The following is a 14,817-nucleotide window of genomic DNA, read 5'->3' as shown; positions in this document are numbered from 1 at the left end:
TAAGTGAGTGTTTTAAAAAGAACGACGGAACAGTCCGTTAACGGACTATAAAAGTGAAGTCTGGCATCTGGCGTTAGCTTTTAAATTTAGATACTTTGTATTAGGCGTAACTCTTCACCATCTTAGAATATAAAGAGTCAGCCTTATGAAAGAGTAAGCAGTAATAAAGCTGTAGAATTAAGCCCGGAGAAAAAATGAGTCGTACGCAAACGCCCTATTTCCACATCATCGATGAATATAATAAGATGATCTTAAAAAATATAAAGGCGATAAACTCATTAACTAACAGTAATAATACCCGCCAAATTGCCGATGAAACACATTTTACCCTTGGCGAAGACGAAATTATGATCGTCCTCGAAGGCGTTATTGCCGTTGAAATGCAAGAGCACAACTTTGTTCTCACGCCGGAAAAGCGTAAAACGCAAACACAGAAGCTATTTCAGATTGGTAAGGGTATCAAGGGGATGTTTTTTGGCATTGTCGAAAACTATGGTCCTGGCATTCAACTGCACTATACCGCCAAAAAGAACGTCAAAGTGTTCAGCTGCAACCTGGCATATTTTGAGAAGCATTTTACCCAACCCGATAAATTCACTTTGCTGATGAACATGACGGCCATCACCCTGGCGTTTTTGCTCGATGCCCATGACGAAAGGGCAATTGGTACCCGTTACTTTGCCATCCGCTCAATGATTTACCGCTACCTAAAACAGAAAAATGAGGGCGTATTACACGACCCGATTCTGGCGAACTTCATCCTCCGGCGCACCAAAATGTCGCGCAGCTATCTGTTCCAGGTACTTTCCGATCTGAAAAACGGCGGCTATATCACGATGAAAAACGGCGAGCTCATCGATATCGCCAACGAGCTGCCGGAAAAATATTAACACCGCCGGCTTAACCCTTATTCTGCGCCCGACGCTTAAACTGACCGGCGTCGATATCGTACTGCTTCATCTTACGCCACAGCGTGGTACGGCCGATATTCAGCAACTGCGACATCTCCTGCACCCGCCCGCTGGTCACTCTCGCCGCGTGGATAATTGCTTCTTTCTCAATAGCGCTAAAAGTCAGGCTGGATGGCGACAGCGAGGAGGCCGTCTCGTTGCCTGGATGGGTAGAAAAGAGATGTTCGGGCAGATTGCTCAAGCGAATATGGCCGTTATCACTGCTCATCGCGATATTTTCGATAATGCTGTTAAGCTCAAAGTCGTTGCCCGGCCATGAATAGGCCACCAGCTGCGCCAGCGCGTCGTCATCGACCTTCAAGCGCGATGAAAAGCGTTTTTCCAGGCGGCGCAGGCGACTATGCACCAGCGAAGGAATGCTGCCGCGCCGCGCCCGCAGCGGCGGGATAGCAATCTCAAACGAATGCAGCGCATAGTACAGCTGGCGGCTAAAGCGGTTCTGCTCCACCAAATTGGCGAGCTCGACGGTGGTGGTGGCGATGACTTTAACGTCCACCGGAATCAGCCGCCGGGCATCAAGACGCGTCAGCACGCCTTGCTTAATCACCTGCAACAACGCCGACTGCAGTTCGGGGGCCAGATACTCAATCTTCTCGAGGAACAGCGTGCCGCCGTTGGCCAGTTCAAGGCGGCTAAGGCGGCCGTTTTCATCATCGGTCGGTGCGCTGCCCATAAAATCCTGCCCCAGCACGCTGTCGGCATACCGCTGACAGTTTACCGAGATATACGGGCCCGGCGCGCGCTCGCTTTCGTTATGAATCGCCTGGCTGAGCAGCTCTTTACCGACCCCTTCCTCACCGCACAACAGCACCGGGAAAGCGCCGCGCGCCGCCTGACGGCCAAAGTGGATCAAGCGCCGGGTTTCCGGATCGTCCGCCGACATCTGCTCGAAAGTATGGCTGACTTTACCCAACTGGCTGGTCATCAGTTGGCGCATCTGTTCCACCGGGTGGAGCAGTAAAATAAAGCTATTGCCCTGTTCTTCGACGATAGGCTTAAGGGTAATCACCGCATCGATAAATTGATGCTGGCTCTCAAAGGTCACTTCCACATGATTGAGGCTGCGGGCATGCTTGATGGCGCGGCGCAGCAACGCAGGCAGAGTCAGCAACTCGTTGATATTTCGCCCCTGGCTTGCCTGGGTATCAAGATGCAGCTGCGTCGCCGCCTGTGCGTTGAGAAACTGCAGCAACCCTTGCTCGTTCCACGCCATTACCCCATCGTCCATGCTTTCCAGCAGGCCGTACATCTGGTTGAGGTGGCGGTTGGACTCCGCCAGCAAGCTGTCGGTCAGCAGCGAGTTACCCACTTCACGCGCGATGGCCAGCGTCAGCGAGAGATCCGCCGGGGCCCACTCTTCGCCCAGACAACACAGCGAAATAGAGCCAAACAGGCGACCATGATTATCAAACACCGGCGTCGAACTAAACGACCAGCGCCGCAGCGCCTGCTTAAAATGCTCCTCGCCAGCGGTGTTGACCGGCTGGCCGAGCATTGAGGCCAGCGACAGCGCGCAGGTACCGATGATGCTCTCCGCGCAGTAGCTGCCGTCGCGGAATCCCAATTCAGCCAGTTGATCCAGGGTCTGCGGGTGACCGCAGCGGCTCAGAATACAGGCCGACTCATCGAGGATGAACAGCGCGCAGGGGCGGTTGGCCATAAACTCCCACGCATCTTCCAGCGCCGCCTGACCGATAGTCAGCAGCGCGGTTTTGCGACGGCAAATCGATTCAAAGGTCAGCCCCTGCGCCTGATGCGGCGCCTGCCAGGTTTCACGCTGCATAAATTTGCTGCAGCGATGCCACGACTGGCTGATAACAGCCGAAACTTCATTTTCCGCGCCCTGAGTCTGAACAGTCATATCCCTTTTCCGCTGTAGCTAACACAGTTAAAACGACAAAACCCTCCGGCAGCGGCTGCCGGAGGGGAAAGTTCATGCCGCGTTGCGCTGCGGCGTCTCGGCCAGGCGAGAACGAATTAGCGCGCCAGCCACTGCTGCCCAAGCAGGTCAGCGGTGAGGATAGCGGCATAGACGCTGTCCGCCGTGACCGGGAACGGCATATTGTGGATGGTCTCGCCTTCCGCGCAGGTCGCTTTCGCTACCGCGTGAATTTTGCTTTCGATTCCCTCTTTCACACCCAGTTGCGCCAGGGTGATCGGCAGGCCGACTTTTTCGCAGAAGCCCATCACGGTTTCAATCTCTTCCAGCGGACTGTTTTGCAACACCAGTTGCGCCAGCGTGCCAAATGCGACTTTTTCGCCGTGATAGAGATGGTGGCACTCTTCGAGGATCGTGAAACCGTTGTGGATGGCGTGCGCGCCGGCCAGACCGCTGCTCTCAAAGCCGATACCGCTAAGGTAGGTATTGGCTTCGACAATGCGCTCCAGCGCATCCGTCACCACGCCTGCCTGAGCCGCCAGCCGCGCCTTTTCGCCTTCCGCCAACAGCGTATCATAGCACAGGCGCGCCAGGCTCAAGGCCGCCGCCGTGGACTGTCCGCCCGCCATGCTGGTCGCCCGCGCATCGAAACAGGCTTTGGCTTCAAACCAGGTTGAAAGCGCATCGCCCATCCCGGCCACCAGCAGGCGTACCGGCGCTTTAGCGATAATCGCCGTATCCATCACCACCATATCCGGGTTTTTCGGGTAGATCAGATACTCTTCAAACTCACCCGCTTCGGTGTAGATAACCGACAACGCACTGGTCGGCGCATCGGTTGAAGCGATCGTGGGGATCACCACCACCGGCAGCTTCTGGTAGTAACCGATAGCCTTGGCGGTATCGAGCGTTTTTCCGCCGCCAATGCCGACCACGCCGCGACAGCCGTGCTGCTTGAGAATGGCGATCAGGCGGTTGATTTCCGCATGGCTGCACTCGCCGTTAAAACGTTCCGCGTGGCAGCTAATATTGTGGCTATGCAGGCCGTTCAATACCTTGTCGCCCGCCAACTTCATCACGAAGTCATCGGCAATCACAAAAAAGCTGTCGGCCAGGTTTTTGGCATATTCGCCAAACAGCATGGCGGCATCAGGACCCTGGAGATATTTGGCTGGAGATTGAATAACTTTTAGCATTCCTTTCACCCTCAAATAAGTGCATCTGTTGACATGTGAGCCCTGGTCATCATGCCGCCGCGCCTGATGTCGTTAGCGGAACGGCGACGTTGCCGGAGCGATGCAGTCACTGTAGGGCGAGCGACGGTGAAAAAAATTTTTCCCTTTTTTGTTCTTATCTGAAACAGATAAAAAATTAATACGTTTCATATTGAAACCTAAATAGTGGTGAAGCGACGGGATTGCGATCCCGATCGGCTCATTTCGCCAAAAAAGCCGACATCATCATCCAGCCTTAACAAAAGGAATCAGTTCAATCCCGCGCAATGGCGAAAAAAATCATCACTCATCCCTTCTCTGTTAGCAGAAAACAACGGACAAATAATTAGCGCTGGCTCGCATTTCTCGCTTCATCTCACAAATCACGTTCCACTATGGAACATAAATCATTTTATGCGTTCCGTTATGAAACCTATTTTCGCGGCATTTTATTTTTCGTCAGCTCAGCCAGAATCATGACATCGCCGAACTACCCTTATACACAGGCGATACCCCTACACGATGACCCTCTCCAACGGAGCATAAACAATGAAAAAACTGATTAACCGTGTGGAAGATGTACTTAGCGAACAGCTTATCGGCCTGGCGAAGGCGCACCCTGAACTGACGCTGCATCAGGACCCGGTATACGTGACCCGCGCCGACGCGCCGGTCGCCGGGAAAGTGGCGCTGCTCTCCGGCGGCGGCAGCGGACACGAGCCAATGCACTGCGGCTATATCGGCCAGGGCATGCTCTCCGGCGCCTGCCCGGGCGAAATATTTACCTCGCCGACGCCGGATAAAATGTTCGAATGCGCGATGCAGATTGACGGCGGCGAAGGCGTCCTGCTGCTTATCAAAAACTATACCGGCGACATCCTTAACTTTGAGACCGCCACCGAGCTGTTGCACGAAAGCGGCGTCAAGGTCACCACCGTGGTGATCGATGACGATGTCGCGGTGAAAGACAGCCTCTACACTGCCGGGCGCCGCGGCGTCGCCAATACCGTGTTGATTGAAAAACTGGTCGGCGCCGCCGCCGAACGCGGCGATTCTCTGGAAGCCTGCGCCGAACTGGGTCGCCGGTTGAATAACCTCGGTCACTCGATCGGCATCGCCCTCGGCGCCTGCACCGTACCGGCCGCCGGGCAGCCCTCTTTTACCCTCCGGGACGACGAGATGGAGTTCGGCGTCGGCATCCACGGCGAGCCTGGCATCGACCGCCGCCGCTTCAGTTCGCTCGATCAAACCGTCGATGAGATGTTCGATACCCTGCTGGAAAACGGCGCATACAGCCGCACCCTGCGTCAGTGGGACAACGTCAAGGGCGCGTGGCAGGAAGTGAAACAGAGCAAAACCGCGCTGCAACACGGCGATCGGGTTATCGCGTTGGTCAATAACCTCGGCGCCACCCCGCTTTCCGAACTGTACGGCGTGTATAACCGCCTTGCCCAGCGCTGCGAAGCGGCTGGCATCGTTATCGAACGCAACCTCATTGGCAGCTACTGCACCTCGCTGGATATGGCGGGCTTCTCCATTACCCTGCTGAAAGTTGATGATGCAACGCTGGCGTTATGGGACGCCCCGGTCCATACCCCGGCGCTAAACTGGGGAAACTAAGGAGCACGACATGTCACTGAACAGAACGCAAATCGTCGACTGGCTGTACCGCTGCGGCGACGTTTTCACCACCCAGAGCGATTTTCTCACCGGTCTCGATAAAGAGATCGGCGATGCCGATCACGGCCTTAATATGCACCGCGGCTTTAGCAAAGTGGTCGAAAAGCTGCCGTCGATCGCCGACAAAGACATTGGTTTTATCCTCAAAAATACCGGAATGACGCTGCTCTCCAACGTCGGCGGCGCCAGCGGCCCGCTGTTTGGCACCTTCTTTATTCGCGCCGCCCAGGTGACCCAGGCGCATCAAAGCCTGACCCTCGACGAGCTGTATCAGATGATCCGTGAAGGCGCGGACGGCGTGGTCAATCGCGGTAAAGCGGAACCGGGCGATAAGACGATGTGCGACGTCTGGCTACCGGTGGTTGAGTCCCTGCGTCATTCCAGTGAGCAGCATCTGTCGATCCCGAATGCGCTGGAGACCGCCTGCGACGTCGCCGAGCACGCCGCCCATGCCACCATCACTATGCAGGCGCGCAAAGGTCGCGCCAGCTATCTTGGCGAACGCAGCATCGGGCATCAGGATCCCGGCGCAACCTCGGTAATGTTTATGATTCAGATGCTGGCTGCCGCAGCCAAAGAGTAAGGAAATCGCGATGGTAAACCTGGTGATTGTTTCTCATAGCGCCCGGTTGGGCGAAGGTGTCGGAGAACTGGCCCGGCAGATGTTAATGAACGATGGCTGCAAACTGGCGATCGCCGCCGGGATCGACGATCCCGACAGCCCGATCGGCACCGATCCGCTCAAAGTCATGGCGGCGATTGAATCCGTCGCCGACGCCGACCACGTGCTGGTGATGATGGATATCGGCAGCGCCCTGCTCAGCGCCGAAACCGCGCTCGATCTGCTCGATCCGGCGATTGCCGCAAAAGTGCGACTGTGCGCCGCTCCGCTGGTCGAAGGCACGCTGGCGGCTACCGTCAGCGCCGCCTCCGGCGCCGGGATCGACAAGGTTATCGCCGACGCCATGAACGCCCTGGAAGCTAAGCGGGTACAGCTGGGTTTACCTTCGCAGACGCCTGACGCCAACGCCGCCCCAATGCTTGCCGACGAAAGCGATGCCAAATCGGTTGCGGTGATCATTAACAATCACAACGGCCTGCACGTACGCCCGGCATCGAAACTGGTGGCCGCGCTGGCTGGCTTTAACGCCGATCTGGTGCTGGAGAAAAACGGCAAGTGCGTGACGCCGGACAGCCTCAACCACATCGCCCTGCTGCAGGTGCGCTGCCACGATAAGCTGCGCCTGCTGGCCCGCGGGCCGGATGCCGATGCGGCGCTGGCGGCGTTTCAGGCGCTGGCCGCCGATAACTTCGGCGAGTCGCCGGAGGCGCAACCGGTCGCGGCTCCCGCGATGCCGGCACGCGTTGAAGGCACGGCGTTGCTGTATCCGCTGGCTCCGATTCAACCGGTCGCTTCCGCCGCCGCTAGCGTCGCCCATGAACAGCAGCGCCTGCGCCAGGCGATCGAGCAGACGCTGGCAGATCTCAACGCGCTGACCGCACTGGCGGAGAACCAATTTAGCGCCGATATCGCGGCGATCTTCGCCGGTCACCACACCCTGCTTGACGATGAAGATCTGTTTGCTGCCGCCAACGATCGCCTGCTCACCGAACAGTGCACGGCGGAATGGGCGTGGTATCAGGCGCTGATGGCGCTCAGCCAACAGTATCGCCAACTGGACGACGCCTACCTGCAAGCGCGCTATATCGATATTGAAGATATTTTGCAGCGTACTCTGCGTCACCTGCTGGGAGTAAAAGAGGCGCTGCCGACGCTCGGCGAGCCGACGATTATTATCGCCGATAACCTCTTCCCGTCGACCGTACTACAGCTGGATACCCGCCTGACCAAAGGCCTGTGCCTGCGTGACGGTAACGAACAGGCTCATGGCGCGATAATCGCTCGCGCGGCTGGGATCGCCTGGCTATGTCAGCAGGGCGAGGCGCTGAATAATATCCAGCCTGGCGAAGCCATTGCGCTCGACATGCGTAACAAACGTCTTATCCGTCACTGAATCCACTATAACCACTACCGCTCCGGAGGCCCGCCTCCGGAGGGTGAGTTTTCGCTTACTCTTCAGGAACCACTATGTCTCAATTCTTTTTTAACCAGCGCGCCAGCCTCGTCAACGATGTGATCGAGGGAACCATTATTGCCAGCCCGTGGAACAACCTCGCTCGGCTGGAGAGCGACCCGGCGATCCGCGTAGTGGTGCGCCGCGATCTGAATAAAAACAATGTGGCGGTGATCTCCGGCGGCGGCGCTGGCCATGAACCGGCGCACGTCGGCTTTATCGGCAAAGGTATGCTGACCGCCGCGGTCTGCGGCGATCTGTTCGCCTCGCCGAGCGTTGACGCAGTGTTAACCGCGATTCAGGCGGTGACGGGCGAAGCGGGTTGTCTGCTGATCGTCAAAAACTATACCGGCGACCGCCTTAACTTCGGCCTCGCGGCAGAAAAAGCGCGCCGTCTCGGCTACAACGTCGAAATGCTGATCGTCGGCGACGATATTTCGCTGCCGGATAACAAACAGCCACGCGGCATCGCTGGCACCATTCTGGTGCATAAAGTGGCGGGCTACTTCGCCGAACGCGGCTGCAACCTCGCGACCGTCCTGCGCGAAGCACAATACGCGGCTAACAATACCGCCAGCCTCGGCGTGGCGCTGGCCAGCTGTCACCTGCCGCAGGATGGCGAAAGCGCGCCGCGCCATCATGCTGACCACGCGGAACTGGGCATGGGCATTCACGGCGAACCGGGAGCCTCGGTCATCGCGACGCAGAACAGCGCGGAAATTATGCAGCTGATGGTGGAAAAGCTGACCGCCGCCCTGCCGAAAACCGGTCGCCTGGCGGTGATGATCAATAACCTCGGCGGCGTGTCAGTCGCCGAGATGGCGATTCTGACCCGAGAGCTCGCCAACACACCGCTGCACGCGCGCGTTGATTGGTTGATCGGCCCAGCCTCGCTGGTGACGGCGCTGGATATGAAAGGCTTCTCGCTGACCGCCATTGTGCTGGAAGAGAGTATTGAAAAAGCGCTACTGTCGGATGTCGAAACCGCCAGCTGGCAGAAACCGGTGCAGCCGCGGACGATTAACATCATGCCATCAATGCTTGCCAGCGTGCGCGTGGCGTTTACGCCATCGGCCAACCCACTGGTTGGCGATTACGTGGCGCAGGTCACCGATACGCTATCCGGTCTCGAAGCCCACCTCAACGCGCTGGATGCCAAAGTTGGCGATGGCGATACCGGTTCAACCTTCGCCGCCGGGGCGCGCGAAATTGCTGGCCAGCAACAGCGTCAGCAACTGCCGTTGAACGATCTGCCGACGCTATTTGCGCTGATTGGCGAACGCCTGACGGTGGTGATGGGGGGTTCCAGCGGCGTATTGATGTCGATTTTCTTTACCGCCGCCGGGCAGAAACTCGAGCAAGGGGCCAGTGTGGCCGAAGCGTTGAACGCCGGTCTGGGGCAAATGAAGTTTTACGGCGGCGCCGATGAGGGCGACCGCACGATGATCGATGCCCTGCAACCGGCGCTGGCGGCACTGCTCGCCGAACCGGACAACTTGCAGGCGGCCTTCGCCGCGGCGCAGGCAGGCGCGGATCGTACCTGTCAGTCGAGCAAAGCCGGCGCCGGGCGCGCGTCCTATCTCAATAGCGAAAGTCTGTTAGGAAATATGGATCCCGGCGCCCACGCGGTGGCGATGGTGTTTAAGGCGCTGGCGGGACGATAAGCCTCCCCCGGTGGCGCTGCGCTTACCGGGGCTACGTAACAGCGCCGAATGGTAGCCCGGATAAGGCGCGACACGCCGCCATCCGGGGCCATGTAACAGCGCCGAACGGTAGCCCGGATAAGGCGCGACGCGCCGCCATCCGGGGCCATGTAACAGCGCCGAATGGTAGCCCGGATAAGGCGCGACGCGCCGCCATCCGGGGCCATGTAGCAGCGCCGAACGGTAGCCCGGATAAGGCGCGACGCGCCGCCATCCGGGGCCATGTAACAGCGCCGAACGGTAGCCCGGATAAGGCGCGACGCGCCGCCATCCGGGGCCATGTAACAGCGCCGAACGGTAGCCCGGATAAGGTGCGACGCGCCGCCATCCGGGGCCATGTAACAGCGCCGAACGGTAGCCCGGATAAGGCGCGACGCACCGCCATCCGGGGCCATGTAACAGCGCCGAACGGTAGCCCGGATAAGGCGCGACGCGCCGCCATCCGGGGCCATGTAACAGCGCTGAATGGTAGCCCGGATAAGGCGCGACGCGCCGCCATCCGGGTTCATCGTCCTGTTGATTATTTGCTGTGCCAGTATGCCTGCGAGCGCACCAGTTGCTGATCGATGCTCTCGTCTTCAAAGCGTTCCAGCAGGGATTTCACCACGGCGCCTTCGCCGGTCAGCCAGATGAAATAATCCTCCATCGGCACGCTCACCTGCGCTAAACGTTCGGCAACGAACGCCGGGTTGTGACCCACCACCCACTCGATAGTAAAGCCATCGAGATCCGCCAGATAATCTTTGTACGCTGCGTCGGCGATGGTGACGATTGCCGTTACCTGCGGCACCACCGGCAGCTGGCGTAATCCCAGCAGACGACGCCGCAACGCCGGCATCCCCGACTCATCGCAGACGTAAAGCTGCCACGCATAGTCTTCCGGTACCACCAGCGAACCACGCGGCCCGCCGATCACCAGCTTATCGCCTGCTTGCGCGGCCAGCGCCCAGCGGCTGGCGATGCCGCCATCGTGGATATAGAAATCGTAAGCCAGCTCGTGGCGCTCGGCATCGTATAGCGGCGTGTAATCGCGGGTCGCCGGGCGTACGCCTTCGCCCCAGTTAATGCCTTCATCGGTCACTTCCGGCGGCGAAAACACACTGCCCGCCTCAGGGAAAAACAGTTTAGTGTGGTCGTCAAACCCCTGAGAAACAAAACCATCGAGCGCCTCGCCGCCCAGTACAATGCGCTGGAACGCCTGACCGATACGCTCAACGCGCAGCACGGTTAATTCACGAAAACGTAGCTCGTTACGCACGCGCTGCGGGTATGAAGTGTGATTGATTGTTGTCATCCGTCGTCGCCTTGGTGAAGAGTAAATAGATATATCTAAATTCAGTGCAAATGATAATGATTGCCATTAATAAAAATGGCAAGTTTTTTTTTGATATAAACAGCAAGAAAGCTAACCCAAAATAAAAAACAAAATAAAACACATAAATATCAATAAATTAAAAACAAACCATCACTAACCACTGTCCTTGTTTATTTTTTAGATATAAATTAGATATATCAAAGATACAGGAGAAACCGATGCGGCATCATCACGAAGAAGGCCACGGAGCACGTGGCGAACATGGCCATCGCGGCGGCGGGCGTCGTCAGCGTTTCTTTGGCCACGGCGAGCTACGACTGGTTATCCTCGATATCCTTTCGCGCAACGCCAGCCACGGTTATGAGCTGATTAAAGAGATTGAGACCCTGACCCAGGGCAACTACAGCCCCAGCCCAGGGGTTATCTACCCGACGCTTGACCTGCTGCAGGATCAGGGATTGATTAGCGTAGAAGACGAAAACGGGCGTAAAAAAATCGCCATCACTGAAGAAGGCCGCCGCCTGTGCGCCGAGAGCGGCGAACAGTTCACGCAAATTCAGGAGCGCCTGCAGGCACGGATGGTTGGCTATGAATTACGCAAAAATCCGCAGATGAAGCGCGCGCTGGAAAATTTCAAAGCGGTACTGGACCTGAAGGTCAACCAGCAGAACATCAGCGACGCTCAGTTAAAGCAAATTATCGGCGTGATTGACCGCGCGGCGATGGACATTTCCCAGCTCGATTAACCCAACGCACCGCCATCTTTCCCGGGTTGCTCCGCCATGGAGCAGCCTGCACCACCCCGTTTCATGCCCTTTCACCGCCAGGCGGCAGTTTATCTTGCGGCTTCAGGAATAAAACGTGCCAATAATTAAGTTGTAAGATTAAATTTTGCACAATCGCGCCTTTACTTTGCGTTTATCCCGATTTTCACCGCTTCCACCGGGGTGGCGTAATCCCTGCAATACTTAATTCAGTATCATGTGATACGCCCCCCCAGGAGCACATTTTGAACAGGTTACCTTCCAGCGCATCGGCTCTGGCCTGCAGCGCGCACGCACTGAATCTCATCGAGAAGCAATCGCTCTCTTATGACGAAATGAAAGCACTAAACCAGGAGGTGAGAGAATACTTTAAAGAACATGTGAACCCGGGGTTTCTGGAGTATAGAAAATCGGTCACAGCCGGCGGGGATTACGGAGCCGTAGAGTGGCAAGCGGGAGGGTTAAATACGCTTGTCGACACCCAAGGACAAGAGTTTATCGACTGCCTTGGTGGGTTTGGCATCTTCAATGTAGGGCACCGTAATCCAGTTGTCGTATCCGCCGTCGAGAATCAACTCGCGAAACAACCGCTTCACAGCCAGGAGCTACTGGATCCGCTGCGGGCCATGCTGGCGAAAACGCTGGCGACGTTAACGCCCGGTAAGCTGAAATACAGTTTCTTTTGCAATAGCGGCACGGAATCGGTCGAAGCGGCGTTGAAGTTGGCGAAAGCCTACCAGGCCCCGCGTGGGAAATTCACCTTCGTCGCCACCAGCGGCGCTTTTCATGGCAAATCGCTGGGCGCGCTGTCGGCTACCGCGAAATCGACTTTCCGCAAACCGTTTATGCCGCTGCTACCTGGCTTCCGTCACGTGCCGTTCGGCGATATCAACGCCATGCGCTCCATTCTTAGCGAGTGCAAGAAAACCGGCGATGACGTGGCGGCGGTGATCCTTGAGCCTATTCAGGGCGAAGGGGGCGTGATCCTGCCGCCGGCGGGTTACTTACCGGCGGTTCGCAAGCTGTGCGACGAGTTTGGCGCATTGCTGATCCTCGACGAAGTGCAGACCGGCATGGGGCGCACCGGCAAGATGTTCGCCTGCGAACATGAAAACGTGCAGCCGGATATTCTGTGTCTGGCCAAAGCGCTCGGCGGCGGCGTGATGCCGATCGGCGCAACGGTGGCCACGGAAGAGGTATTCTCGGTACTGTTTGATAACCCGTTCCTGCATACCACCACCTTCGGCGGCAACCCGCTGGCCTGTGCGGCGGCGCTGGCGACGATCAACGTTCTGTTGACGCAAAACCTGCCAGCGCAGGCGGAGCAGAAAGGCGATCTGTTGCTGGATGGCTTCCGTCAGTTGGCCCGTGAATATCCGGATCTGGTGAATGAAGCACGCGGGAAAGGCATGTTGATGGCGATTGAGTTTGTCGATAACGAAATTGGTTACAACTTTGCCAGCGAGATGTTCAGACAGCGGGTGCTGGTCGCCGGGACGTTAAACAACGCCAAGACGATCCGTATTGAACCGCCGTTAACCCTCACCCTTGAGCAGTGCGAGCAGGTGCTGAAAGCGGCGCGCAAAGCGCTGGCGGCTCTGCGCATCTCGGTCGAAGAGACGTAATCCACAGGCTACCCTCTCTTCGTATGGAGAGAGGGTATTTTCGCGTTATACCACCCGCACGCCTGCTGGCATCACCCGTTCCGGCGTCAGCAGAACGCTTTCGCTTTCATCGTCGGTTTCCGCGCACAGCAGCATGCACTCCGACGTTTCGCCGCGCATTTTAGCCTTTTGCAGATTACACAGTACCACCACCGTTTTGCCCAGCAGTTCCTCTTCGCTATAGTAGGGCACCAGGCTGGTGACCGTTTGCAGTGTGCGTTCTCCCACAGCCACCTGCACGATATACAACTTATCGGCATTCTCATGACGCTTTACCTCGACAATCTTGCCGACGCGCATCTCCAGTTTGGCAAAATCAGCGTAAGTCACCGTATCCATTTCCCACCTCTCAGTAAATTTTTACTAAAAAATAGCAAATTTTTGCCATTCGTCTGCATAATGCTGCTAAGAATGTTACTTCTGTCACGCTATCACTGGGGAAAAAGCCCCCCGGCGCGCAGGCGTTTTTTACTGAAATAAGATGCAGGAACCGACACTTGCTTTACAATGGATGAGCAAACATGGGCAACGTCCGATAAAGGAAAAAGATGGCAACGCTAAAAGACATTGCGACCGAAGCGGGTGTTTCGCTGGCGACGGTTTCCCGGGTGTTAAACGACGATCCCACCCTGAACGTGAAAGAAGAGACCAAGCACCGCATTCTGGAGATTGCGGAGAAGCTGGAATATAAAAGCAGCAGCGCGCGTAAAACGCAGATTCTTCCCGTCGGCCATCACCATATCCTGGCGCTGTACAGCTACCAGCAAGAACTGGAGATTAACGACCCCTACTACCTGGCCATTCGTCACGGTATCGAAACCCAATGCGAGAAACTCGCCATTGAGCTGACCAACTGCTATCTCAACAACACCCTGCCGGAGTTGAAAAAGGTCACCGGCGTGCTGATCGTCGGCCAGCCGACGCGCGAGCTCCGCGAGACCGCCAGCGCGCTGACCGACAATATCTGCTTTATTGATTTCCACGAAGCCGGTAGCCAGTACGATGCGGTGGATATCGATCTGGTGCGCATCGCCAAAGAGGTCGTCGACGTCTTTATCCAGCAGGGCGCGTCACGCATTGGCTTTATCGGCGGCCAGGATCTGCCCGGTAAGGCCGATATTCGCGAGGCGGCGTTTGTTGAGTACGGCCAGTTGAAAGGTGTGGTTTCTCCCGATGATATTTGGCGCGGCGGCTTTTCCAGTTCTTCCGGCTACGAGCTGGCGAAGCAGATGCTGGAGCAAGCCGATTTCCCACGGGCGCTGTTTGTCGCCTCGGACTCCATCGCCATCGGCGTACTGCGCGCGATTCACGAGCGCGGGTTGGCAATCCCACAGGACATTTCGTTGATTAGCGTCAACGATATCCCTACCGCGCGCTTTACCTTCCCGCCGCTGTCGACGGTACGTATCCACTCTGAAATGATGGGCAGCCAGGGGGTTAACCTGCTGGTCGAGAAGGCCCGGGATGGCCGCGCCCTGCCGCTCAACGTCTTCGTACCCAGCGTGCTGAAACTGCGCGGCACCACCCGTTAGCCCAACCACTATCCCGGCGG

General features: G+C 57.1%; 13 protein-coding genes. 8 read left to right on the top strand and 5 right to left on the bottom strand.

Going from position 1 to position 14,817, the window contains the following annotated elements:
- The first annotated feature begins 194 nt into the window (after positions 1-194).
- Positions 195-890, top strand: coding sequence for a helix-turn-helix domain-containing protein (locus PYR66_03110; protein ID WEF28741.1), 696 nt, complete (start codon positions 195-197; stop codon positions 888-890).
- 10 nt (positions 891-900) lie between these two features.
- Here PYR66_03110 and dhaR read toward each other — a convergent pair whose 3' ends face one another.
- Together dhaR and PYR66_03100 are read right to left on the bottom strand one after the other, a co-directional pair.
- The gene (dhaR, locus tag PYR66_03105; protein WEF28740.1) at positions 901-2,832 is read right to left on the bottom strand and encodes a dihydroxyacetone kinase operon transcriptional regulator DhaR; all 1,932 of its coding nucleotides are present in this window, start codon (positions 2,830-2,832) and stop codon (positions 901-903) included.
- 116 nt (positions 2,833-2,948) lie between these two features.
- Positions 2,949-4,046 carry a glycerol dehydrogenase gene (locus PYR66_03100; protein WEF28739.1) on the bottom strand — a complete coding sequence of 366 codons (1,098 nt, stop codon included), beginning with the start codon at positions 4,044-4,046 and terminating at the stop codon, positions 2,949-2,951.
- Between the two features lie 567 nt (positions 4,047-4,613).
- Here PYR66_03100 and dhaK point away from each other — a divergent pair.
- The 4 genes from dhaK to PYR66_03080 all read left to right on the top strand — a co-directional run bounded on the left by dhaK (position 4,614) and on the right by PYR66_03080 (position 9,483).
- The gene (gene dhaK / locus PYR66_03095; GenBank protein WEF28738.1) at positions 4,614-5,684 is read left to right on the top strand and encodes a dihydroxyacetone kinase subunit DhaK; all 1,071 of its coding nucleotides are present in this window, start codon (positions 4,614-4,616) and stop codon (positions 5,682-5,684) included.
- Between the two features lie 10 nt (positions 5,685-5,694).
- Positions 5,695-6,327, top strand: a complete 633-nt coding sequence (gene dhaL / locus PYR66_03090; GenBank protein ID WEF28737.1) for a dihydroxyacetone kinase subunit DhaL — start codon at positions 5,695-5,697, stop codon at positions 6,325-6,327.
- Between the two features lie 10 nt (positions 6,328-6,337).
- Positions 6,338-7,759: a dihydroxyacetone kinase phosphoryl donor subunit DhaM gene (dhaM, locus tag PYR66_03085; protein ID WEF28736.1), complete on the top strand. Its 1,422-nt coding sequence runs from the start codon at positions 6,338-6,340 to the stop codon at positions 7,757-7,759.
- Between the two features lie 74 nt (positions 7,760-7,833).
- On the top strand, positions 7,834-9,483 hold the full coding sequence (locus tag PYR66_03080) for a glycerone kinase (GenBank protein WEF28735.1): 1,650 nt from the start codon (positions 7,834-7,836) through the stop codon (positions 9,481-9,483).
- On the opposite strand, the gene PYR66_03075 is transcribed toward PYR66_03080, so the two are convergent.
- Both PYR66_03075 and PYR66_03070 read right to left on the bottom strand, forming a co-directional pair.
- Positions 9,418-10,104, bottom strand: coding sequence for a hypothetical protein (locus tag PYR66_03075; protein ID WEF28734.1), 687 nt, complete (start codon positions 10,102-10,104; stop codon positions 9,418-9,420). The two genes, PYR66_03080 and PYR66_03075, sit on opposite strands and share 66 nt — an antisense overlap.
- Positions 10,043-10,816, bottom strand: coding sequence for a siderophore-interacting protein (locus PYR66_03070; protein ID WEF28733.1), 774 nt, complete (start codon positions 10,814-10,816; stop codon positions 10,043-10,045). The genes PYR66_03075 and PYR66_03070 overlap by 62 nt, the downstream gene beginning before the upstream one ends.
- Before the next feature lie 239 nt (positions 10,817-11,055).
- Between PYR66_03070 and PYR66_03065 the strand changes: the two genes are divergently transcribed.
- A complete protein-coding gene (locus PYR66_03065; GenBank protein WEF28732.1) occupies positions 11,056-11,583 on the top strand; it encodes a PadR family transcriptional regulator in 528 nt (175 codons plus the stop codon).
- Between the two features lie 263 nt (positions 11,584-11,846).
- Positions 11,847-13,226: a putrescine aminotransferase gene (gene ygjG / locus PYR66_03060; protein WEF28731.1), complete on the top strand. Its 1,380-nt coding sequence runs from the start codon at positions 11,847-11,849 to the stop codon at positions 13,224-13,226.
- Between the two features lie 45 nt (positions 13,227-13,271).
- Here ygjG and PYR66_03055 read toward each other — a convergent pair whose 3' ends face one another.
- The gene (locus PYR66_03055; protein WEF28730.1) at positions 13,272-13,604 is read right to left on the bottom strand and encodes a tRNA-binding protein; all 333 of its coding nucleotides are present in this window, start codon (positions 13,602-13,604) and stop codon (positions 13,272-13,274) included.
- 209 nt (positions 13,605-13,813) lie between these two features.
- Here PYR66_03055 and ebgR point away from each other — a divergent pair, with 209 nt between their 5' ends.
- Positions 13,814-14,797, top strand: a complete 984-nt coding sequence (ebgR, locus tag PYR66_03050) for a transcriptional regulator EbgR (GenBank protein ID WEF28729.1) — start codon at positions 13,814-13,816, stop codon at positions 14,795-14,797.
- Positions 14,798-14,817 lie beyond the last annotated feature (20 nt).

Origin of the sequence: Klebsiella aerogenes (assembly GCA_029027985.1) — a bacterium.
Lineage (GTDB): Bacteria > Pseudomonadota > Gammaproteobacteria > Enterobacterales > Enterobacteriaceae > Klebsiella > Klebsiella aerogenes_A.
The sequence above is the reverse complement of the archived record's forward strand: the minus strand, read 5'-3'. Positions and strand labels throughout refer to the sequence as shown.

Bases quoted from the DNA above. Each gene is read 5' to 3' on its own strand.
- PYR66_03080 (WEF28735.1), top strand. From the start codon at position 7,834: ATGTCTCAATTCTTTTTTAACCAGCGCGCCAGCCTCGTCAACGATGTG.
- PYR66_03065 (WEF28732.1), top strand. From the start codon at position 11,056: ATGCGGCATCATCACGAAGAAGGCCACGGAGCACGTGGCGAACATGGC.
- dhaR (WEF28740.1), bottom strand. From the start codon at position 2,832: ATGACTGTTCAGACTCAGGGCGCGGAAAATGAAGTTTCGGCTGTTATC.
- dhaM (WEF28736.1), top strand. From the start codon at position 6,338: ATGGTAAACCTGGTGATTGTTTCTCATAGCGCCCGGTTGGGCGAAGGT.
- PYR66_03100 (WEF28739.1), bottom strand. From the start codon at position 4,046: ATGCTAAAAGTTATTCAATCTCCAGCCAAATATCTCCAGGGTCCTGAT.
- ebgR (WEF28729.1), top strand. From the start codon at position 13,814: ATGGCAACGCTAAAAGACATTGCGACCGAAGCGGGTGTTTCGCTGGCG.
- PYR66_03055 (WEF28730.1), bottom strand. From the start codon at position 13,604: ATGGATACGGTGACTTACGCTGATTTTGCCAAACTGGAGATGCGCGTC.
- dhaL (WEF28737.1), top strand. From the start codon at position 5,695: ATGTCACTGAACAGAACGCAAATCGTCGACTGGCTGTACCGCTGCGGC.
- dhaK (WEF28738.1), top strand. From the start codon at position 4,614: ATGAAAAAACTGATTAACCGTGTGGAAGATGTACTTAGCGAACAGCTT.
- PYR66_03070 (WEF28733.1), bottom strand. From the start codon at position 10,816: ATGACAACAATCAATCACACTTCATACCCGCAGCGCGTGCGTAACGAG.
- PYR66_03110 (WEF28741.1), top strand. From the start codon at position 195: ATGAGTCGTACGCAAACGCCCTATTTCCACATCATCGATGAATATAAT.